19 protein-coding genes and 1 pseudogene are annotated in these 21,534 nt (G+C 44.6%); 13 read left to right on the forward strand and 7 right to left on the reverse strand.

All coding sequences use genetic code 11. The features are described from left to right. Window positions 1-101: 101 nt before the first annotated feature. Both cueR and WH95_RS18120 read right to left on the reverse strand, forming a co-directional pair. Entirely contained in the window at window positions 102-500 is a 399-nt protein-coding gene (gene cueR / locus WH95_RS18115; RefSeq protein WP_455349856.1) for a Cu(I)-responsive transcriptional regulator, read from the reverse strand. Then, on the reverse strand, window positions 500-2,734 hold the full coding sequence (locus WH95_RS18120; protein WP_046509787.1) for a heavy metal translocating P-type ATPase: 2,235 nt from the start codon (window positions 2,732-2,734) through the stop codon (window positions 500-502). The genes cueR and WH95_RS18120 overlap by 1 nt, the downstream gene beginning before the upstream one ends. A gap of 191 nt (window positions 2,735-2,925) precedes the next feature. Here WH95_RS18120 and WH95_RS18125 point away from each other — a divergent pair, with 191 nt between their 5' ends. From WH95_RS18125 to lexA, 6 genes are all read left to right on the forward strand, one after another. Continuing rightward, window positions 2,926-3,489, forward strand: coding sequence for an anthranilate synthase component II (locus tag WH95_RS18125; protein ID WP_046509788.1), 564 nt, complete (start codon window positions 2,926-2,928; stop codon window positions 3,487-3,489). 53 nt (window positions 3,490-3,542) lie between these two features. Further along, window positions 3,543-4,580 carry an anthranilate phosphoribosyltransferase gene (gene trpD / locus WH95_RS18130; RefSeq protein ID WP_204247836.1) on the forward strand — a complete coding sequence of 346 codons (1,038 nt, stop codon included), beginning with the start codon at window positions 3,543-3,545 and terminating at the stop codon, window positions 4,578-4,580. Continuing rightward, window positions 4,577-5,371 (forward strand): indole-3-glycerol phosphate synthase TrpC, encoded by a 795-nt coding sequence (gene trpC / locus WH95_RS18135; protein WP_046509789.1) that lies wholly within the window; start codon window positions 4,577-4,579, stop codon window positions 5,369-5,371. The genes trpD and trpC overlap by 4 nt, the downstream gene beginning before the upstream one ends. Window positions 5,372-5,454: 83 nt before the next feature. Further along, the gene (gene moaC, locus WH95_RS18140; RefSeq protein ID WP_046509790.1) at window positions 5,455-5,940 is read left to right on the forward strand and encodes a cyclic pyranopterin monophosphate synthase MoaC; all 486 of its coding nucleotides are present in this window, start codon (window positions 5,455-5,457) and stop codon (window positions 5,938-5,940) included. Further along, window positions 5,940-7,133, forward strand: a complete 1,194-nt coding sequence (locus WH95_RS18145; RefSeq protein WP_046509791.1) for a molybdopterin molybdotransferase MoeA — start codon at window positions 5,940-5,942, stop codon at window positions 7,131-7,133. The genes moaC and WH95_RS18145 overlap by 1 nt, the downstream gene beginning before the upstream one ends. A gap of 113 nt (window positions 7,134-7,246) precedes the next feature. Continuing rightward, window positions 7,247-7,948, forward strand: a complete 702-nt coding sequence (gene lexA / locus WH95_RS18150) for a transcriptional repressor LexA (protein ID WP_046509792.1) — start codon at window positions 7,247-7,249, stop codon at window positions 7,946-7,948. Between the two features lie 39 nt (window positions 7,949-7,987). Here the strand turns inward: lexA and WH95_RS18155 are convergent, their stop codons facing one another. Beyond that, window positions 7,988-10,102, reverse strand: coding sequence for a ComEC/Rec2 family competence protein (locus tag WH95_RS18155; protein ID WP_046509793.1), 2,115 nt, complete (start codon window positions 10,100-10,102; stop codon window positions 7,988-7,990). A 309-nt stretch (window positions 10,103-10,411) separates the two neighbouring features. Between WH95_RS18155 and gltX the strand changes: the two genes are divergently transcribed. Both gltX and WH95_RS18165 read left to right on the forward strand, forming a co-directional pair. Then, window positions 10,412-11,827 carry a glutamate--tRNA ligase gene (gene gltX / locus WH95_RS18160; RefSeq protein WP_046509795.1) on the forward strand — a complete coding sequence of 472 codons (1,416 nt, stop codon included), beginning with the start codon at window positions 10,412-10,414 and terminating at the stop codon, window positions 11,825-11,827. A 110-nt stretch (window positions 11,828-11,937) separates the two neighbouring features. Continuing rightward, window positions 11,938-13,242, forward strand: coding sequence for a citrate synthase (locus tag WH95_RS18165; RefSeq protein WP_046509796.1), 1,305 nt, complete (start codon window positions 11,938-11,940; stop codon window positions 13,240-13,242). 295 nt (window positions 13,243-13,537) lie between these two features. On the opposite strand, the gene WH95_RS18170 is transcribed toward WH95_RS18165, so the two are convergent. The 4 genes from WH95_RS18170 to WH95_RS18185 all read right to left on the reverse strand — a co-directional run bounded on the left by WH95_RS18170 (window position 13,538) and on the right by WH95_RS18185 (window position 17,757). Then, the gene (locus tag WH95_RS18170) at window positions 13,538-14,311 is read right to left on the reverse strand and encodes an amino acid ABC transporter ATP-binding protein (protein WP_046509797.1); all 774 of its coding nucleotides are present in this window, start codon (window positions 14,309-14,311) and stop codon (window positions 13,538-13,540) included. A 15-nt stretch (window positions 14,312-14,326) separates the two neighbouring features. Beyond that, window positions 14,327-15,436 (reverse strand): amino acid ABC transporter permease, encoded by a 1,110-nt coding sequence (locus WH95_RS18175; RefSeq protein ID WP_046509798.1) that lies wholly within the window; start codon window positions 15,434-15,436, stop codon window positions 14,327-14,329. Window positions 15,437-15,443: 7 nt separating this feature from the next. After that, window positions 15,444-16,640 (reverse strand): amino acid ABC transporter permease, encoded by a 1,197-nt coding sequence (locus WH95_RS18180; RefSeq protein WP_046509800.1) that lies wholly within the window; start codon window positions 16,638-16,640, stop codon window positions 15,444-15,446. A gap of 109 nt (window positions 16,641-16,749) precedes the next feature. Beyond that, window positions 16,750-17,757 carry an amino acid ABC transporter substrate-binding protein gene (locus WH95_RS18185; protein WP_046509801.1) on the reverse strand — a complete coding sequence of 336 codons (1,008 nt, stop codon included), beginning with the start codon at window positions 17,755-17,757 and terminating at the stop codon, window positions 16,750-16,752. A 486-nt stretch (window positions 17,758-18,243) separates the two neighbouring features. Between WH95_RS18185 and metC the strand changes: the two genes are divergently transcribed. The 5 genes and pseudogenes from metC to WH95_RS21195 form a co-directional block, all read left to right on the forward strand. Then, window positions 18,244-19,425, forward strand: coding sequence for a cystathionine beta-lyase (gene metC / locus WH95_RS18190; protein WP_046509803.1), 1,182 nt, complete (start codon window positions 18,244-18,246; stop codon window positions 19,423-19,425). Between the two features lie 11 nt (window positions 19,426-19,436). Beyond that, a complete protein-coding gene (gene hisI, locus WH95_RS18195; RefSeq protein WP_046509805.1) occupies window positions 19,437-19,847 on the forward strand; it encodes a phosphoribosyl-AMP cyclohydrolase in 411 nt (136 codons plus the stop codon). A gap of 204 nt (window positions 19,848-20,051) precedes the next feature. Then, window positions 20,052-20,831, forward strand: coding sequence for a response regulator (locus tag WH95_RS18200; protein WP_046509806.1), 780 nt, complete (start codon window positions 20,052-20,054; stop codon window positions 20,829-20,831). 93 nt (window positions 20,832-20,924) lie between these two features. After that, the gene (locus WH95_RS18205; RefSeq protein WP_046509808.1) at window positions 20,925-21,245 is read left to right on the forward strand and encodes a peptidylprolyl isomerase; all 321 of its coding nucleotides are present in this window, start codon (window positions 20,925-20,927) and stop codon (window positions 21,243-21,245) included. Window positions 21,246-21,361: 116 nt separating this feature from the next. After that, a pseudogene (locus tag WH95_RS21195) lies at window positions 21,362-21,534 on the forward strand (IS5/IS1182 family transposase); the annotation flags it as partial.

Here is a 21,534-nt window from a genome sequence, read left to right on the forward strand (position 1 = left end):
CACTCTAATCAGAGCGATCATATGTATATCAGCCTTGCAGGAGTGAACAGAAGAAACTGACAAAACTTGTCACAGTGTCTGATCGCTTCAACCAGATTAATTCAACGATCTTTTTGGGCAAAATCGTTCAGTATAGGGCAATCAGGCCGATGATCCCCCTGACATTTTTCAATCAAGTTGCTCAAGGTATCTTTCATGCTTTGCAGCTCGGTTATCTTGCGATCCATGTCCGCAACATGCTGTTTCGCCAGCGCTTTGACTTGTGAACTCGCTCTGTTGCGATCATTCCATAACGTTAACAAAGCAGACACTTCACTAATGGAAAAGCCGAGACTTCGGGCTCTTTGGATAAACTTGAGCGTTTCAATATCCTTTTCCTGGTAGGCACGATAGCCAGAAGATGTTCTTCCCGCAGGTTCTATCAGACCAATTGATTCGTAGTATCGTATTGTTTTTGCCGGTAGTCCCGAAACTTCAGAAACCTGACCAATTTTCATCATCAATCAATCCGTTTCAAAGAAGAATAAAGTGATAAAGAGCTTGCCATAACCGTAACTGAACTCAGCGCCATCGCCAAACCTGCCAATACAGGACTTAATAAACCAGATGCAGCAAGCGGTAACCCAATAACATTATAGACAAAAGCCCCGATAAGATTGTGTCCAATTTTGGCGTGAATCACCTGCCCCGCTCTGATTGTTTTATACACCAGATAGGGATTGCTCTGAATAAGTGACGCATCCGCAGTATTGATTGCGACATCACTACCATCGCCCATCGCCAGGCCTATATCAGCCCCGGCCAAGGCCGGGGCATCGTTTATCCCATCCCCAACCATGACAACGATTTCACCTTCTTGGTGCAATTTCTGTAAATAAGATAACTTACCTTCTGGAAGAAGGTTTCCTTCTACCTTTTCTATCTCCAGCGCCTCTGCTACTTTCTGCGCAGCGAGCTGATGATCACCACTAAGCATTACGACTGAAACACCTCTGGCTTTCAAAGCTTCAACCGCTTTAAAAGACTGGGGTTTAATTTTATCCTGTAATGCGAAACCACCAATAACAATCGGCGCTTCATCCTTTACTGACGTCGCATTTCTTTGCGCAATCCAAACCAATGACGCACCACATGCGTGATTAGTATCAATAAAGTTTTGGTAACCGCTCAGCATTGCTCCAACTTGTGTCATATAACGCTCACTTCCCAAAAAGTAAGTCGTATCTGTCAACTCAGCCGAAAGACCAAGCCCCGGAACGGCTGTTATTGTTTTAAATTCCTTTGGCTTAGCTTTACCATCAAAATATTCTGCAATTGCCTTTGAAAGTGGATGTGAACTATCTTTTGTTAGCCCAATAACAGTAGATATAATCTCTTTATCATTCTTTTCATCAACAAAAGTTGACGCGATAACTTCTGGGCGACCTTCGGTAAGGGTTCCCGTTTTATCAAAAACCACCGTCGTTGCTTTTGATAGTTTTTCTATAACATCCGCATTTTTGACTAAAATCCCCATACGCGCAGCCTGCCCACTGCCAACCATAATTGCCGTAGGTGTGGCAAGCCCCAAAGCACAAGGACAAGCTATAACAAGAACCGTAACTGCATTTATAATTGCGATTTCAAAGCTGACAGCTCCAAACATCCACCACCCCAGGAATGTCAGCAGGGAAAAAATCAATACTGCGGGGACAAAAACGGCACTGACCTTATCGACTAGTTTTTGTATTCGAGGCTTTGTGTTGCGCGCTGTTTTCACCTGATTAATAATCTGTGATAGACGGGAACTTTTTCCAAGAGTTGTTGGTGAGAGATGTAACAGACCTTCACCGTTCAATGTCCCACCAATAACGAGATCACCAGTATTCTTTATCACTGGCATCGCCTCGCCCGTAATCATAGCCTCGTTAACTTGGCTCGTTCCTTTGCAAATTTCACCATCTACAGGAATAACATCTCCAGGTCTGACAATAACAATATCATCCGACAACACTTTGATTGCTGGAACGGTTAGTTGGTTTTGCCCACGAATAACAGTTGCATTCAAAGGTTGAAGTCGAATAAGAGCTTCAAGCGCCTTGTTTGTCTTGCCTTTGGCTTTCTCTTCTAGCACCTTTCCCAAAAGAACTAACGTGATAACCGCAGCTGATGCTTCGAAGTAAAGCTCGTGCGCAAGGTGAGATGACCAGGACATCCACTCAGAATAATCACCTAACAAGATAAAAACAGATAATCCAAAAGCCGCAGAGGTGCCAATTGCGACAAGAGTATCCATATTACTTTGTCCATATCTAACTGCCTGCCAAATTCCCTTGTAGAAGCGCGCACCTGCATAGAACTGAACGGGTAAAGCCAAAAGAAACTGGATCAGAGGGGGAATTGATAAATTAATACCCAACGGCAGAAAAACCATCTGGCCCACCAAGGGTAACGTTAAAAGTAGCGCAATAACAAATAACCGCTTATCAATAGAAGCTGAATCGAGGTCGCGATCGTTAACCGCGCCACCAACACTAGGCTCTGATGTAAAAAAAGCTTCATAACCTTTGTCGCTTAGGCTTTTTAACAATAAATCCTTATCCACAGTACCAGCATAGGTTACCGTCGCTGTATTACTCATCAAATCCGGGGATGCAGCAATAACGCCCTCAACGGCAGTTAAAGCCCTTTCGACAGAGCGGACACACCCTGCACAAGACATTCCTTTAACTGTTAATTCAATGGCTTCAGACATAATAAATACACACTTTAGGTTTTAGAATACGGTAAATATGAGGCTTACAGTTACGGGAAGGTCAAGATATGTATTATAAAAAAATCAAATCTTAAAATGAATCAGGCTTTTCCTTATTTCTTCGACATAATCTTGCTGTTATAACTTTTTGCAATCTAACTGTAGCAATCAGCGAAAGCCCGTGTGCCGAAATGTTATTACTGATCGATAATTACGACAGCTTTACTTATAACCTATATCATTTTCTTGGAGAGCTAGGCGCGACAATCTCCGTGGAACGCAACGATCAGATTTCTGTTGATGAGGTTTTTGCACTTAATCCAGAACGGATTGTTATCTCTCCCGGTCCCTGTGATCCATCATCTGCGGGTATATGTTTAGAACTAATTGAAAGAGTCGCTGGTAAAATTCCTGTATTGGGCGTTTGCCTTGGGCATCAATCCATAGGGCAAGCGTTCGGTGCCAAGGTAGTGCGCGCCCCAAGCCCGATGCATGGTAAAACCAGCCCCGTAAAACACAACGGGAAAAGTGTTTTTAAGGGGTTGCCAGATCCACTGACCGTTACTCGTTACCATTCATTGACGATTGAACCAGACAGCATGCCTGATTGCCTGGAAGTTACGGCCTGGACTGAAGATGGCGTCATCATGGGACTTCAACACAAAGAACTTCCCTTGCATGGCGTTCAATTCCACCCCGAAAGCATTGCCTCTGAAAAAGGCCATGATCTCTTGAAGAACTTTCTGACGGTATAGAAACATCAACGGTTCAATCCATCAGGATAGATAACAATAAGGAGGCCTGTTCCATGTCAGGGGAACTGAACGACATCAAGTCATTTATCGCCTATGTAGCTGACGGCAACAGTTTAACTGCCGAACAATCGGAAAAAGCCTTTGATCTTCTGATGACAGGTGAAGCCACTTCCGCACAGGTTGCCGGTTTCTTGATGAGCTTGCGTGTCAAAGGCGAGACCGTCGATGAAATAACAGGCGCAGCACGCTCTATGCGCAGCAAAATGCTAACCATTAAAGCCCCAGAAGGTGCCATTGATGTCTGTGGTACCGGGGGTGATGCAAAAGGTACACTCAACGTTTCAACGGCCACAGCTTTTGTTGTCGCAGGTGCCGGAGCCATCGTTGCAAAACACGGGAACAGAGCAGCTTCCTCTAAAAGTGGTGCATCTGATGTTTTAGGGGCATTGGGCATCGGCCTTGAAGCAAATGTTGATGCCGTTGAAAAAGCCTTGGCTGAAAATGGCACAGCTTTTCTAGCAGCCCCGCTATATCATTCTGCCATGCGTCATGTTGGCCCTACACGGGCTGAACTCGGCACCCGAACGATCTTCAATCTTTTAGGTCCTCTCTCAAACCCCGGAAAGGTAACCCGCCAGATTACGGGCGTTTTCGGACGGGAATGGGTTGAACCACTGGCACAGGTATTAAAAGCCATAGGACATGAAAAAGCCTGGGTTGTACATGGTGCTGAAGGCCTGGACGAACTATCAATTTCCGGCCTCAGTTATATTTCTGAGCTGGATCAAGGACAGATCAGGAACTTTGAGATAATTCCTGAAATGGCTGGGTTGGAAAGATCCCCTATAGAAGAGATTATTGGTGGTGATGCAGCTTTTAATGCCAAGGCAATGCGCGAAATGCTTGGTGGTAAAAAGAATGCTTACCGCGATGCTGTTGTCCTGAATTCAGCCGGCGCACTCATCGTCGCAGGATTAACCGATGACCTCAAAGAAGGTGCCGTGATCGCAGCAAAATCAATAGATAGCGGTGCAGCACTCGCAAAGCTTGATGGTTTGGCTTCATATACGAACGAGGAAACAACTCAGTGAGTGATGTTTTAAAACGCATTTGTGATGATAAGCTCGATTTTATCCGGGCTAGAAAAGAAAAAATCTCCCTTTCAGAGTTGGAGGCAAAGGCAGCCGCTCAGGATACACCACGCGGCTTTTACAAAGCCCTGAAGGCCAAGTACGAGCAAGGCAAGTATGGCTTGATCAGCGAGATCAAAAAGGCATCACCAAGCAAAGGCCTTATCCGAGCTGACTTTGATCCAGCATCCCTTGCCAAAGCCTATAAAGCTGGCGGCGCAACTTGCCTCTCTGTTTTGACTGACGAGCCTTATTTTCAAGGAGCAGATCAATATCTGATCGACGCACGTGCTGCTGTTGACCTTCCGGCTCTGCGTAAGGATTTTATGCTTGAACCCTACCAAATTATTGAATCCCGGGCACTTGGCGCGGACTGCATTCTTCTGATTATGGCCGCACTGGAAGATCAGCAAGCAAGCGAACTTGAGAATCTTGCTTTTGATCTGGGCATGGACGTGTTGGTTGAAGTTCATAATGCAGAAGAACTAACCAGAGCTCTTGATACGCTCAAGTCCCCTCTTCTGGGTGTAAATAACAGGAACTTGAAAACACTCGAGGTTGATATTGCGACAACAGAAGAGCTGTCAGAAATGGTTCCTCAGGACAAACTTCTTGTCGCCGAAAGCGGTTTATATAGCCCGGCAGATCTAAAGCGTATGCAAGCAATTGGTGCCACGACCTTTTTGATCGGTGAATCCTTGATGCGGCAAGAAGATGTTACCGCAGCCACAATCAATCTTCTAAAACAGTGAATTTAAGAGAAAAAGTCTGTTTTTTCTCTATCAAATTCTAATCAATAAATAGATAGTCACGGACACAAAAGTTGGATACGACAATGTCATCAGGAAATGAACTTACTCACTTCGATCAAGAAGGCAAAGCTGTCATGGTTGATGTTTCGGACAAAGCCGAAACCACCAGAACAGCAACGGCCAAAGGTCGAGTATTGGTTCAACCTGAAACAATGCAGCTTATTCAACAAGGTGGTTTCAAAAAGGGCGATGTTCTCGCAATCGCCCGCTTGGCGGGTATCATGGGGGCAAAAAAAACACCCGACCTGATTCCTTTGTGTCACCCCCTGATGCTCACATCTGTGAAAGTTGACTTTACCCTCGATCCTGAGAACAACGCCATTGAAGTTATCGGAACATGTAAACTCGCGGGGCAAACCGGGGTCGAGATGGAAGCCTTGACCGCGGTATCAATCGCCGCTTTGACGATTTATGATATGTGTAAAGCAGTCGATAAAGGTATTCAGATAACAGATATTAGATTGGTCAAAAAAACTGGCGGCAAATCAGGCACCTACGAGGCAGAGTAATGATACAGGTTGAAGAAGCTTTAGAACGGGTCCTCGCTGGTTTTACAGAACTTGCTCCAGAAACCGTCTCTCTGCACGATGCTCTGGGACGGGTCCTCGCCAAAGATGTTAAAGCCAGATTGACACAGCCACCAAACGATGTTTCCGCCATGGATGGCTTTGCCGTAAAATCCGCTGATATTCAAACTGTCCCCGTTACCCTCAAGATCAGGGGCGAAGCCCCGGCTGGGGGAAGCTATGAAGCACAACTACAGGATGGGGAAGCAGTTCGCATTTTTACCGGTGGCCCGGTTCCCCTTGGTGCTGATTGTATTGTCATTCAGGAAAATACCGACCACGACGATACAAATGTCACCGTTAAACAAAGTGAAGCACCTGGCCGTTATATTCGCCCCGCCGGGCTGGATTTTAGCGAAGGACAAATCGGCCTTGAAAAAGGAACGACACTCACAGCTCGAGATCTCGCCCTTGCAGCGGCAATGAACCATCCCTGGCTTGAGGTATATCGAAAACCGAAAGTCGCGATACTGGCCACTGGTAACGAGGTTGTCCTGCCCGGCGTAACACCGGGACCAAACCAGATCATTAGCTCCAACACAACAGCCCTGATGTCATTTGTTCGCGAATGTGGTGGAGAACCGATCTCGCTCGGCATTGCCCCTGACGACAAAGAAGCCCTTTCCGCAATGGCCAAGGGAGCTGAAGGGGCAGATCTGTTGCTAACGACGGGTGGTGCGTCTGTAGGTGATCATGACCTTGTACGCTCTGTACTTGGGGAACAGGGTCTCGAAATTGATTTCTGGCGGATAGCGATGCGCCCGGGGAAACCCCTGATATTTGGCAAGCTTGGGCGCACTCCCATGATCGGTCTTCCGGGGAACCCAGTATCAACCTTGGTCTGTGCCTACATTTTTGCTCGCCCGGCCCTGTGGAAAATGACCGGTAGAAACCCTGATACTTTACAAATAGAAAAAGCCGTCCTCACCAGCGATCTTGGAGAAAACGATAAACGGCAGGATTATTTAAGAGCCAGACTATCAACCAATTCATCCGGCCAACTGGAAGCAACTCCCTTTGATCGACAGGACAGTGCAATGTTAAATCTGCTCCGCAAAGCAGATTGTCTTGTGATCCGTGCGCCCTTTGCTGTGCCCGCAGCTAAAGGTACAGAGGTAGAGATAATTCGGCTTTAAGTACAAGAAACAGCGTAAAACTGCTTGACCTGAAACGAGAACCAAAGTAGAACAAAAAATATGTTTTTGTTTTGTTCTACAGAAATTCAAGTCTGTATTTCGGGGGAATTTTAATGCTGACCAAGAAACAACGTGAGCTATTGCTTTACATTCGGGATCATTTGACCCGAACCGGGGTTTCACCGTCTTTTGACGAGATGAAGGATGCATTGGAATTAAAGTCAAAATCCGGTATTCATCGCCTGATTACAGCCTTGGAAGAACGTGGTTTTATTCGCAGGCTTGCGCACAGGGCACGTGCTGTTGAAATACTGAGACTACCTGAAGATCTGGGGCCAGTACCTCAACAACAGGAACATGATGCTCTGAACCATAAAAACAATCCTCTGCTCAACAAAAACATCGAAGCAGCCAACCAGTCATCTGATGAAACTGTTCAACTACCTCTCTATGGGAAAATCGCAGCCGGTACACCTATTGAAGCCCTGAGTGACCCAGCTAACTATGTTGATGTCCCTCTGAACCTTTTGGGTAATGGTGATCACTACGCACTTACCGTCGAAGGAGATTCCATGATTGAGGCAGGTATCCTTGATGGCGATACCGTACTCATCAAAAGATGCGACACCGTCGAAAATGGTCAGATCGGTGTAGCTTTTGTAGATAATGCAGAAGCCACCCTCAAACATGTCAGACGTCAAAGTGGCAAAATTGAGTTGGAACCAGCGAATGCCGCCTATGAAACCAAAACCTACGAAGCTGGTAGAGTTCAAGTTCAAGGCAAACTCGTCGGCCTACTAAGAATTTATAATTAACAATCTGTTACAGGTAGTTTATAACAAATAGCTTAAGTATTAATCACCTCTATTCCATGGGCGATCGCCAACAAATTCACTGACCCTGTGTATCGTCAGCATCTCCCCTGTAAGAAATATGCTATGCACGCCACCTTTTCTCAATTTCCAATAGCCTAGCGTGGGATAATCGTCGCCCACCCTACTCCTGTTATTGCACCACCCGGGAACTTGGTGTTTTGGCGCAATAAGAAACAGTCCCTGATTACAGTCCTCTGGAAAAGCCGTACCGTCTTTTATTAAAGAAACCACCATTCCCTGCAATGTTAGGTGACAGGATTCTGCGTCACATTTCAGGTAATCACGGGATAACTCATCCCAGGATTTCAAATGGTTCAAAGCAAGATCCTGCTTCCAGATCCGTGAAACAAATCTCGAGCGCTTTGTACTATTAAGATACAGTGTATCATTTATGGTAATGCCAACTAACTGATTTTTCGGGTCAACTAAAATATCAGGTTTTTCTATAAACACATTGATATGAATAACAAATAACAAAACAGGAACACCCCCATACCACCTGAGTTTTGTTTTAATAAGGCACAGCCAAATACCACCAAATGTTACAATCGCCAGCACAGAAACAGGAAAAGCAGCTAACCGCCATTCTCCATAAGGAATATGAGCAACCATCCGCGCTACCCACAACAAGAACTCAAACGCCTGTCCCAACACCTGAATAATTAATCCTTCTGCCCCTAAAGGCAGCAGGACATAACAAATTAAAACCAATGGCATTAAGACCAAGGCCGTAAAGGGAACGGCTACCAGGTTTGCAAGAATCCCGAACAAAGGCAGGCTGTGAAAATGATAGAGAACAAAGGGTGCGGTCGCTAACGAAGCAACAAGAGAGCAATAACAGGTTAACTTTATGTTGTGTAAGAGTTTCCCAATAAATTTCTGCTCAGGCTTTTTCTGGGAATAGCGTTCAAAAAAAGCAACAAGTGCCAACACAGCAGAAAATGACATCTGAAAACTGGCTGAAATCAAAACTTCCGGATAGATCAATAACAAGAATACCGCCGCCACAGAAACAGTTCTAATGGAAAGCGCCTTACGATCCAGCACGACAGCTGTCAAACTCACGGCGACCATGATAAATGCCCGTTGAGCTGACAGCGGATGATTGATCAACAACAAATAGAAAAAACAAAAAACAATCGCGGCCACTGCCGCAATCTTTTTAATTGGAAAGTTCAACGCGACACGAGGAAACAAAGCTAAAATAAAGCGAATAACAAAAAAAAGAATTCCAGCCATTAAGCCCATATGCAACCCGGAAATGGCGAGAAGATGAGCCAAACCTGCATCGCGGATTTCTTCTTTGGTTCCTTTCGAAAGGCCCCCCTTTTGTCCTGTTAAAAATGTCACAACGAGATCCTTTTGATCTCCGTCCAGATGTTTACCTACTTTTCTGACAATTGAATTTCGAACTTCTGCCGCCTTCATTCCTATGTAATTATCGATATATTGCTTGTCGTTCGGTGGTTGCTCTTCAGCAACCTTTACCTTGCCAAGAATATATCCAATTGCACCGATCTTCTGATAATAAGCATGCCTTGCATAGTTAAATCCACCGGGAATATTGGGGCGCGATGGTGGTTGAATAACAGCAAGAACCCGCACCCGCATGCCTACGCGGATGTTTTCCTGTTCCAGGTTCGACTTCAAGCGGATGATATCGGGCGTACTGAGCCACTTGAAAGCTTTTCCGGTCAAATTATCCAGTAAATACCTCTGCCCCGGTGAACTTGGTTCTATTTGAATAATCCGCCCTTCGAAGTAGCTGGGACCAAATTCTCGTTCAACAATGGGCGCGGCCACGCTATCGGTTCTGTAGGCTGCAGATGCAAACCCGGTGGAAGCTAGGGCAGCAGCAATCAAAAAGTACTTTACCAGTACATATGTAGCTTCAGACAAACCATGTAACGTAGCAGCTGAATGAAAGAAAATTCCCCCTAGAACCATCCCCCATAATCCTAGAGAAGTCACAAACGACAACGTTAGGCTTGGTTCAAAGGGCAGTGAAAAATAAAGGCCAATTCCCACCCCGATAAAGACAGGAAACCAGTTGGCAAAAGCACCTTGCTCGTTGGTAAAAACCTTTGACGACACAAAACAATCCCTCCTTTTGTCAGTTTATTACAACAAAAGGGAAAAACATCATCTTTTTTCAACTCACTCGAATTATTGTCCGTCTTTTATCTGTATCAATCTTGGTATTATGTAGAAAAACCATAACAATAATATGGTAAAGCACTACAATTAGGCTCTACCTATTTGCGAGATAGGTAACAATGTGCTACATCTCCGGCGAAACAAAGTCTTTGGTATACAGGTAGAGAGTTTACCCAAACTTCACAGGCACCGGATACCCCTCGCTAAGACTAACACCCAAAACCTCTGGATTATCGGAAGATCGTCATGAGCCATCCCACGAAACAGGTCGTGACCCGTTTTGCACCTTCACCTACTGGATTTCTTCATATTGGTGGCGCACGTACAGCCCTCTTTAATTGGCTTTTTGCCAAACACCATGGTGGTAAATATTTACTGCGGATTGAAGATACTGACCGCAAACGTTCAACGCCCGAGGCCATCGAGGCTATTATTGATGGCCTGGACTGGTTGGGACTGAAACATGATGATGAAATTACCTATCAATTTGCCCGCGCAGAAAGACACCAGCAAGTTGCTCAGAAACTCTTGTCCGAAGGCAAAGCCTATTATTGTTATTGTAGCCCGGAAGAACTGACCGAAATGCGCGAAACAGCGCGTGCCGAAGGTCGTCCAATGAAATACGATGGTCGTTGGCGTGATCGCCCTGCTTCAGACGCTCCCGAAGGTGTTAAACCTGTCGTGCGCCTGAAAATGCCGCAGGAAGGCGAAACGCTTATTAAAGACCTTGTTCAAGGTGACGTCACAGTAGCCAACAGCCAACTTGATGATATGGTTCTGCTAAGAGCTGATGGCACCCCCACTTATATGCTGTCTGTTGTTGTTGATGACCATGACATGGGAATCACACACATTATCCGCGGCGATGATCACCTAACAAATGCTTTCAGGCAAACACAGCTTTTCAAAGCGATGGACTGGGAACTGCCTAATTTTGCCCATATCCCCCTCATCCACGGTGCAGACGGTGCTAAACTTTCAAAACGCCACGGCGCTCTGGGTGTAGAGGCCTACCGCGATGAAATGGGATACTTGCCCGAAGCCTTGCGAAATTACTTACTTCGTTTGGGCTGGGGACATGGCGACGAGGAAGTAATCTCGACTGAACAGGCCATTAAATGGTTTGATATAGACGGCGTTGGTAAATCACCATCTCGCTTTGACTTTGCCAAGCTTGAGAATTTGAACGGCATCTATATCCGCAATTCAGATGATAGCTATCTGGCAAATATTATCTCTCCCCTCATTTGCGAGAAAGAAGGGGTTACAGTATCGGCAGGACAAAAAGCTGTTCTGATCAAAGGAATGTCTGGCCTGAAAGAACGAGCAAAAACAATTATCGATCTTGCAGAAAGTGCAGCTTTTTACGTTAAAAGCCGCCCCTTGCAACTGAACGATAAAGCCAAAAAACTTCTGTCAGACGAAGGCAAAGAAAACCTGAAGAATCTTTTACCTGCCCTGCAAAACCTAGCAACTTGGGAAGAAAACCTTCTGGAAAATACAGTGAAAAGCTTCGCTGAAGAAAATGAATTAAAGCTTGGCAAGGTTGCCCAGCCATTACGCGCTGCACTCAGTGGATCCAATGTTTCCCCGGGGATCTTTGAAGTCATGGCAATTCTTGGCAAAGACGAATCAATTAACAGAATTACGGATCAAATTTGAGGAAATAATTATTCAAAAATATTGCAGCGCACAATTTGATCTTAAGTAGCAAAAGTATTATGCTGCTGCGCAACAAACCAGAATAATAACAAAGAGCAGAGGTTCCAAATATGTCAGATACCGACAACAAAAATAGCGTTACCGTTACGGACAACCGCACCGGACACAGTTGGGATATGCCAATCCTTGAGGGCACTTGTGGACCGAATGTTATCGATGTTAGAAAACTTTACAGTGAATCTGGTTGTTTTACCTATGACCCCGGCTTCACTTCAACGGGTAGTTGTGATTCCTCCATCACTTACATTGATGGAGATAAAGGTATATTGCGCCACAGAGGATACTCCATTGAAGATCTAGCCTCTAAAAGCGATTACATGGAAACATGCTATCTTCTTTTGAATGGTGAATTACCAACAAAAGCAGAATCAGACGAATTCAAAAATCAGATTACCTACCACACAATGCTGCACGAGCAGATGTTGAATTTCTATCGCGGTTTCCGTCGTGATTCACATCCAATGTCAATCATGGTTGGTGTTGTAGGTGCTCTATCGGCGTTCTATCACGATTCAACAGATATTCGTGACCCGCAACAGCGTTTGATCGCATCACACCGTCTTATAGCCAAGATGCCAACCATTGCGGCTTATGCTTATAAATATTCCATTGGTCAGCCTTTTGTCTATCCAAAGAACGATCTTAGCTATGCAGAAAACTTCCTTCATATGACCTTCTCGGTTCCTTGTGAAGAGTACAAAGCAAGCCCGGCCCTTGTTCGTGCAATGGATCGCATCTTTATTCTTCATGCTGATCACGAACAAAATGCTTCAACATCTACTGTTCGTATTGCAGGTTCAAGTGGCGCAAATCCATTTGCATGTATTGCAGCAGGTATCGCATCTCTCTGGGGACCAGCACATGGTGGTGCAAACGAAGCCGTCTTGAACATGCTTCAGCAGATTGGGCATAAAGATAACATCCCCAAATTTATTGAACGCGCGAAAGACAAAAACGATCCATTCCGTTTGATGGGCTTTGGTCACCGCGTATACAAAAACTACGACCCTCGTGCATCGGTCATGCGTGAATCCTGTCACGAAGTTCTTGAAGAGCTCGGTATCAACGATCCACTCCTTGAACTGGCGATGGAACTTGAGAAAGTAGCAGTATCCGATCCATACTTTGCCGAAAAGAAGCTATTCCCGAATGTTGACTTCTATTCCGGTATCATCCTACGTGCCATGAACTTCCCGACATCTATGTTTACAGTTCTTTTCGCCTTGGCAAGAACCGTAGGTTGGGTTGCGCAGTGGAAAGAGATGATTGAAGATCCTGGACACAAAATCAGCAGACCCCGCCAACTTTATCTTGGCTCCGATGCAAGGGACTTTATTCCCGTAGATAAGCGGTAATTGATTAGACATAGAAACAAAGATCATTTGTAATATCAGTCAAAACTTTTGATCTTTTACTCTAAAAGCCAGCTGTAAAAATTCAGCTGGCTTTTTTGTATTCAAAATAAATGCTTTGAGATTAAAGAACTTGTTCTAAAGAATAACTGGATAATTTTATGCACCTCATAAATTACCTGATAATTGATATTCCAACAGTAATCTTTACAGCATTCGCCTTACAAAGGCCTCTAATGACACAAACAAAAAAGCGGCCTCTGGATCAGAGGCCGCTTTTCATAAGAAACAGAAAGGATCAATGCGCCAAAATTTGGCTCAAGAACTTCTGTGTTCTCTCGGACTGAGGATTATTAAAGAACTCTTCTGGTTCATTTTGCTCAATAATCTCACCGCCATCCATAAAGATAACTCTATCCGCAACCTTTCGTGCAAAACCCATTTCGTGGGTAACACAAAGCATTGTCATGCCAGTTTCAGCCAACTCAATCATTGTATCCAGAACCTCTGCAATCATCTCTGGATCAAGAGCAGATGTAGGCTCATCAAACAGCATAATGCGTGGGTTCATACAAAGGGAACGGGCAATCGCAACACGTTGTTGCTGACCACCAGAAAGTTGCCCTGGGAATTTCCCGGCCTGATCTGGAATTTTAACACGCTCCAGATAGTGCATAGCAATTTCTTCAGCTTCTTTCTTTGGCATCTTGCGGACCCAAATTGGTGCAAGAGTACAGTTCTCAAGAACACTGAGATGCGGAAAAAGGTTAAAGTGCTGGAAGCACATACCAACTTCACGACGGATCGCATCGATGTTTTTGAGGTTACCTGTCAGTTCGATATTATCAACGATGATATCGCCCTGTTGATGCTCTTCCAAGCGGTTGATACATCGGATCAATGTGGATTTACCTGAACCGGAAGGACCACAGATAACAATCCGCTCCCCCCGTTGAACGTTCAGATTAATGTTTTTCAACACATGAAACTGGCCATACCACTTGTGAACACCGTTCAGCTGGATAGCCACTTCATCTGTTTTTTTCGAGGCATTGGCACTTGCATTACTCATAATACCACGGGCTCCTTATCTTTTATGACCAGTGTGAAGTTTGTTTTCAAGCCATAGGCTGTAACGCGACATTGCAAAACAGGATATGAAGAACAACAGCGCAATAAAGGCATACGTTTCCGGAGCCAAACCACGCCATTTAACATCAGCAACAGCAACCAAACCAATACCAATCAAGTCAAACAAACCGATAATTGATACAAGTGTGGTATCTTTGTAAAGACCGATAAATGTGTTCACAATCCCAGGAATAACAATGCGAAGTGCCTGCGGAAGAATGATCAGACGCATGGACTGCCAATAACTTAGCCCCATTGCATCTGCACCTTCATATTGACCTTTCGGAATAGCCTGAAGACCGCCACGTATAACCTCTGCCATATAAGCAGAAGAGAACAAGGCAACACCGATCAAAGCACGAAGTAATTTGTCAAAGTTCACACCTTCAGGCAGGAACAATGGCAGCATATTCGATGCCATGAAGAGAATAGTGATCAACGGCACACCGCGAATAAACTCGATAAAGCAAACACACAATGTCCGAACAATCGGCATATTTGAACGACGGCCAAGCGCCAAGACAATACCGATCGGCAACGAAGCCACAATCCCAGTAACACCTAGAACCAGGGTTAATAACAATCCACCCCATTCGTCAGTATCAACAGTTTCAAGTCCCCAACCACCACTTAATAGGTAAAAAGCAATAAAAGGGAATACCGCTGAAAATAGTAGAAACTTTCCACGATGCGGAATGTTGTCAAACAATACCGGAACGATGGCAATTACCATCAAGATGAAGGTAAGGTTTGGGCGCCAATATTGATCTGTTGGATAAAGACCGTACATAAACTGGTGGAAGCGATCTCCGATCACAAGCCAACAAGCCCCACCAAGTGAACAGTCAGCCTTAGTTTCACCTGTAAAGGTAGCACCAGTAATAGACCAGAAAATTATGGCGGACAAAACATGGTAAAGGAAAAACACAGCCACCAGTGTCAGAATGGTATTGCCAACACTCGAAAAAAGCCTCTTTCTAAACCATGCGATTAATCCTGCTTCCCCCAGGGGTGGTGGAAGATCAGGATGCTCACCAGGAGCATATTGTTGTTCAGTTACACTCATGCTCCTCTTACCTTTCTACCAAACGAACGCGGTTATTATACCAGTTCATAAATGCTGAAATAAGCAAACTGATTGTTAGATACACAAGCATCGTAACAAAAATCACCTCAATCGCCTGTCCTGTCTGGTTCAATGTCACACCACCAAAAGACTGCACAATATCAGGGTAACCAATGGCAACCGCAAGAGAAGAGTTTTTGGTAAGGTTAAGATACTGACTGGTCATCGGAGGAATAATCACCCGAAGAGCCTGAGGAAGAATGATCAAGCGCATCGTCCAGCTAGGACGTAAGCCCAAAGCTTCAGATGCTTCAGTTTGTCCATGAGAAACAGACTGAATACCTGCACGAACAGTTTCTGCAACAAATGCTGCTGTATAGAGGCTCAAAGCAAACCAAAGTGCGGTAAATTCAGGTTTAATAACCACACCACCTTTGAAGTTAAAGCCTTTAAGTTCAGCATAAGCAAAATCGAGAGGAAAGCCTGTCACCGCAAAAGCCAAAAGCGGCAAACCGACAATCATCGCAGTATTTGTCATAAATACCGGATATATCTTACCAGTAGCGGCCTGTTTTTTCTTTGCCCAACGAGCAAAAAGGATACTCGCAACAATGGCAACAACCAGCATAACCGGTACCAGCATGAAACCATCTCCGGGAAGAGGCTCTGGTACAATAAGTCCACGCTTGTTCAGGATAAAGGTATCATTGAAAAGGGTTATGCTTTTCTTAACCGCTGGTAATCCTAGGAAAACCGCATACCAGAGGAGAATTTGCAGCAACAAGGGAACGTTACGTGTAAATTCAATATACCAATATACAATTCTACTTACTAACCAGTTTGGTGAAAGTCGCAAAACACCTAGAAAAACACCCAGGATTGTTGCGGCAATGATTCCCAAAAAGGAAACCATCAAAGTGTTTAACAACCCAACTAGAAACACACGTCCATGTGTGTGAGTTGCCGTATATTCCATAAAAGGGGAAATGGCGATGTCGTATCCAGCAGCTGTATCAAGAAAAGCGAAACCAGTTTGAATACCGCGTTTTTCGATATTATGCGCTGTGTTAAAAACAATGAATACGAGGAATGCGCCAAGCAGGCCTATTACAAGAGCCTGGAAGAAAAGCGATCTAAACCGCTGATCCGAAAAGAGCGAAGCTCCACCCGACCCACGGGCATTTTGTGCAGTTTCAGCCGACATACTGCCTCCTAAATGCTTATTTTTATTAAAATTAAAGCCTGTTTAGCTAAGGTAGGGCCACCAATACTGGCAGCCCTACGCATAGTAAATCAGGCTTTAATGTCTCGACTTAGCGCATTGGAGGAGCGTAAACCAGACCACCATCTTTCCACTGAGCGTTAAGACCGCGCTCAATGTTTAGGGTATCAGTAAGATTTCTTTTGAAAGACTCACCGTAGTTGCCAACGTTTTTAACTACGTTGTATGCCCATTTAGCATCTAGACCAAGCTGCTCGCCCATGTTGCCTTCGGCACCAATTAGACGAAGAACAGATGGGTTATTTGATGAAGACATTTCATCAATATTAGCAGATGTAATACCTAGTTCTTCAGCAATGATCATTGCGTTAAGAGTCCAGCGAGCGATATCGCCCCACTGCTGGTCACCGTGACGTACGAGAGGACCGAGTGGCTCTTTGGAAATGATTTCTGGAAGAACGATCTGCTCATCAGGAGCGGACAAGGTAGAGCGAAGTGAATACAGACCGGAAGCATCTGTTGTGTATACGTCACAACGACCTTCGTCATATACTTTTGCGCCTTCTTCCGCAGTCGCAACTGGAACAGTTTCGTACTGCATACCTTGAGCACGGAAATAGTCAGCCAGATTAAGTTCAGTTGTTGTACCAGTCTGAACACAAACGGACGCGCCGTCTAGCTCAGTTGCACTGGAAACACCAAGAGATTTGTTCACGAGGAAACCTTGACCATCGTAGTAGTTAATACCAACGAACTCAAAGCCGAGGTTAACATCACGAGAAAGCGTCCACGTAGTGTTACGAGCAAGCAGATCAATCTCACCAGACTGAAGAACAGTAAAGCGCTCTTTAGAAGTCGTAGGTGTGATTTTTACTTTCATTGGGTCGCCAAATACAGCTGCTGCAACTGCGCGACATACATCAACGTCAAGACCTTCCCAGACGTTTTCTGCGTTAGGAGCAGCAAAACCAGGTAGAGGTGTTGCGACACCACAATTTAGCTCGCCGCGTGCTTTGACATCGTCAAGAGTACCAGCCTGAGCTGCTGTTGTCATTGCTGTGGCAGCTGCTGCCGCAAACAGGACTTTTCCGAATTTCATTTTTTGTGTCTTCCCTGCTGTTTAACACGTTTATTGTTTGTTTAAGACGTCGCAAACAGGACATCCCGATTTATTTTCCATCGGCATACAAATGTTCACCAACGCAATAAACATGCATAATCAGTAACCTATCTAAGCCTCTCAGAAAACAGCATTTTTTACTTTGTTAGGTGACAATTTTCCTTGCCATCAAAAAAACACTTAATAATCAACATGTTAAACAATATCACCCACTGCAAACTTTCTTTGTTTTTTGTAAAAAAATTGTACATACAGTTTTTTTATATGGTTAATTTTTTTATTTTTTTGATTTTTTGTCTTTAAAGCGCCATCTATTTCTCTATTAAAGAATCCTAATTAAGTACCCCCTGTCTCTAAATGTTGCCTCAACTGCTTTCTTCTCCGCCTTCATAGAATTACTTGCAAACGCTCCCTTCAATCGTGATGCTGCCATTCAAAGTCATCCCCCTAATATGAGAATGCCTAATGTCGAACAATAAGTACGCACCAGAAACAAAAGTAACCCATCTCGGCCGGGACCCATTGGCGAACTTTGGCGTGGTTAATCCCCCCGTCTATCACGCCTCTACCATTCTTTTTAAAGATACAGCAGAAATGGAACACCGGGCTGCAACAAAGTTCGACAAAGGCACAATGAATTATGGACGTCAGGGCACGCCAACTGTTTTTGCCCTGGAAAATGCTGTTGCCGAATTAGAAGGTGGCTATGGGGCTTTTTCAGTGTCTTCTGGCCTTGGAGCAATCACGACAGCAATTTTAAGTGTCGTAGAATCCGGTGACCACATTCTGGTCACTGATTCCGTTTACGCACCAACTCGCTTCTTCTGTAAGGATGTCCTAAAGCGAATGGGTGTAGAAACAACCTATTACGACCCCTTAATTGGCAAAGATATTGAACAACTCATTCGTCCAAACACGCGTCTTGTTTTCACAGAGGCACCAGGTTCTCATACTTTTGAAATGCAAGATATTCCGGCGATAACCAAAGCAGCTCATAACAAAGGTGTGTTGGTCATCATGGATAACACATGGGCGACCCCCCTGCTCTGCAAATCTTTTGATCTAGGCGTCGATATCTCTGTTCATGCTGGCACGAAATATATCGTCGGCCATTCTGATGCGATGTTGGGGTTAATCATTACAACCGAAGAACTTTACCAGAAAGTCAAAGAGACAACTTTCCACCTTGGACAATGCTCTGGGCCTGATGATGTTTATTTGGCTCAACGCGGTTTAAGAACAATGGCCGTTCGCCTAAAGCAACACCAAGAAAGTGGATTGGCCGTGGCAAACTGGCTTGCCAAACGCGCAGAAGTGTCCAGTGTACTTCATCCAGCTCTGGAAAGTGATCCTGGTCACCATATCTGGAAACGCGATATGACAGGTGCTAGCGGTCTATTCAGTTTTATTCTCAACCCAACATCTAAAGCGTCAGTCAACGCAATGGTTGATAGTTTAAATCTATACGGCATTGGTTATAGTTGGGGTGGTTTTGAAAGTCTTATCCTTCCTAGCGACCCCAGCTCTATTCGCACGGCGACAAAATGGAATGCTGCGGGACCATTGATAAGATTACATATCGGTTTGGAAAATCCAGATGATCTGATCATGGATTTAGAGGCCGGCTTTAAAAAATTATCACTCTAGGGACCATACTCATGTCTAAAACCAAGTTGGACACTCTTCTGTCCAGCCTTAAATTTAATGATCAAGGCCTGATCCCCGCGATTGCTCAGGATAATACAAAGGGTGATATCCTTATGATGGCCTGGATGAACAAGGAAGCAATAGAAAAAACCCTCAGCAGTGGTCGGGTTTGCTATTGGTCACGCTCACGTCAGGCACTTTGGAAAAAAGGTGAAACATCCGGCCAACACCAAGATCTTGTTGATCTGATCATCGACTGTGATCGAGACACGATTCTTGTTAAAGTTAAACAAAATGGGGTAGCCTGTCACACAGGTCGCCGCAGCTGTTTCTATACTTCAGTTTCAGAAAACGGGGATTGTACCGAAATCTCAAATGTTGAGATTGATCCCAAAGATCTTTACGGCAATAAACCTTCATAAACAAACAAACTCAATCTTGTAAAAAGCTGTTCAAATTTGATTTGGGCAGCTTTTTTATTTGTGCACTCTAGATAAATCTTAAAATCTCTCCCCCCCTTAAAAAATCAAAAAAACCAGCGAACTACAGGAAATATTAGCAGAGCATTAACCCATTCACTTTATCTTGTGCAAAATATATAAATTAAAGATGTTAGGTGTGTGAAAATGAATTCGGGTTCTGTTATCAGCGAAGAAGAAGCAGATAAACTCGCTGAAAGCGAAATGTTGGACGAAGCAAGAGATGTCGCATCCAGCCTGGAAGTCAACCTTCAACAAGTTCGAACAGGTGGATTGGACGGAAAAACAGCGGCGGAACGTTTAGCTCAAGATTCGTCTAACCTGAGGTTTAAGGCAAAATCTGTCAATATCCCTGGTTTAGCCGCCATAACCCATAGATTGGATGAATATCTCGCCGGATTAACCGATCTTGAACCCAAACACATTCAGGATCTTCAAACTTACAGTGATAAAATTTCCGCCTTGCTTGATGGTGAAACTTTACCGACAGAAAATATTGCTGAAGTCGTGCGCTCTATGCCGCACCAAATCACCTTCAATGTTGAAGACATTGAAATTACCAACACTGAAGTTTTACTGGTCATTCCACAAAAAACAGCTGGCAAGGTTGTTGCGCGTGAACTCGCAGCATGCGGATACCGCGTGACCTCACTGACCGAGCCATTAGAAGCAATCACAATGATTCTCGAGACCAAACCGGATCTTGTCATTACATCTATGGTGATGCCCCGATTAGGCGGGGCAGATCTTGCCTGTGCCTTAAAGGCAATGCCATCAACGAAAAAATCTCATGTTGCTGTTTTGACCAGTTTGCCTTCTGATCACCCTGATATGCAGGAACTACCAATGAACGTTGGCGTCATTCGCCGTGGGGCGACTTTTGGCGATGATTTGGCTGACGTCTTGCAGAAATTTAATATTACATAAAACAGAATCAGACGTTGATCATTTAGAACCGTACGTTATGTATATGGGGAACTCACCCCGCATAATGTGCGGTTTTTTTTATGGAGAAACACTATGTCTGATCAAGTACGTGCATCGCACATCCTGTTAATGTACGAAGGTTCTATGCGTTCTACAGCGACAAGATCACAAGACGAAGCTCAAACCCTAATTCAAGACCTTAAAAGCCAGATCGAAGGTGGTGCTGCATTCGCGGATCTTGCCAAAGAACATTCTGATTGCCCATCAGGCAATGAAGGGGGTGATCTTGGCCACTTTGGCAAAGGAATGATGGTACCGGAATTCGAAGAATCCGCATTTTCGATGGACGTGGGGGAAACAAGTGACGTTGTAGAAACTTCATTTGGCTACCACCTTATTCAACGTACAGAATAAGATAAAATTCACGAGAACTTGTTCAAAGTGATCTGATAAAAAAAGCGGGGTGTGTCCCCGCTTCAGACTGCTGACAAAGTCCTCGCAATTTGCGGGGACTTTTGATTCAATAGGTTATGTTAAAGAAAACGAGCCCTGAACAGACCGAACTCGAGATGGTAACGCTTGATAGTTTGGTTCCCGCCGATCATCTGTTACGCAAGATCGACAGTGTGATTGACTTTAGCTTTATCCACGAGCGGGTATCAGATCTGTACAGTGCAGATAACGGTCGTCCTGCGCTTGATCC

Source organism: Kiloniella litopenaei (assembly GCF_000982415.1).
GTDB lineage: Bacteria > Pseudomonadota > Alphaproteobacteria > Kiloniellales > Kiloniellaceae > Kiloniella > Kiloniella litopenaei.

Coding starts and splice junctions, on each gene's coding strand:
- cueR (WP_455349856.1), bottom strand. CDS start 500: ATGATGAAAATTGGTCAGGTTTCTGAAGTTTCGGGACTACCGGCAAAA.
- WH95_RS18120 (WP_046509787.1), bottom strand. CDS start 2,734: ATGTCTGAAGCCATTGAATTAACAGTTAAAGGAATGTCTTGTGCAGGG.
- WH95_RS18125 (WP_046509788.1), top strand. CDS start 2,926: ATGTTATTACTGATCGATAATTACGACAGCTTTACTTATAACCTATAT.
- trpD (WP_204247836.1), top strand. CDS start 3,543: ATGTCAGGGGAACTGAACGACATCAAGTCATTTATCGCCTATGTAGCT.
- moaC (WP_046509790.1), top strand. CDS start 5,455: ATGTCATCAGGAAATGAACTTACTCACTTCGATCAAGAAGGCAAAGCT.
- WH95_RS18145 (WP_046509791.1), top strand. CDS start 5,940: ATGATACAGGTTGAAGAAGCTTTAGAACGGGTCCTCGCTGGTTTTACA.
- lexA (WP_046509792.1), top strand. CDS start 7,247: ATGCTGACCAAGAAACAACGTGAGCTATTGCTTTACATTCGGGATCAT.
- gltX (WP_046509795.1), top strand. CDS start 10,412: ATGAGCCATCCCACGAAACAGGTCGTGACCCGTTTTGCACCTTCACCT.
- WH95_RS18165 (WP_046509796.1), top strand. CDS start 11,938: ATGTCAGATACCGACAACAAAAATAGCGTTACCGTTACGGACAACCGC.
- WH95_RS18170 (WP_046509797.1), bottom strand. CDS start 14,311: ATGAGTAATGCAAGTGCCAATGCCTCGAAAAAAACAGATGAAGTGGCT.
- WH95_RS18175 (WP_046509798.1), bottom strand. CDS start 15,436: ATGAGTGTAACTGAACAACAATATGCTCCTGGTGAGCATCCTGATCTT.
- WH95_RS18180 (WP_046509800.1), bottom strand. CDS start 16,640: ATGTCGGCTGAAACTGCACAAAATGCCCGTGGGTCGGGTGGAGCTTCG.
- WH95_RS18185 (WP_046509801.1), bottom strand. CDS start 17,757: ATGAAATTCGGAAAAGTCCTGTTTGCGGCAGCAGCTGCCACAGCAATG.
- metC (WP_046509803.1), top strand. CDS start 18,244: ATGTCGAACAATAAGTACGCACCAGAAACAAAAGTAACCCATCTCGGC.
- hisI (WP_046509805.1), top strand. CDS start 19,437: ATGTCTAAAACCAAGTTGGACACTCTTCTGTCCAGCCTTAAATTTAAT.
- WH95_RS18200 (WP_046509806.1), top strand. CDS start 20,052: ATGAATTCGGGTTCTGTTATCAGCGAAGAAGAAGCAGATAAACTCGCT.
- WH95_RS18205 (WP_046509808.1), top strand. CDS start 20,925: ATGTCTGATCAAGTACGTGCATCGCACATCCTGTTAATGTACGAAGGT.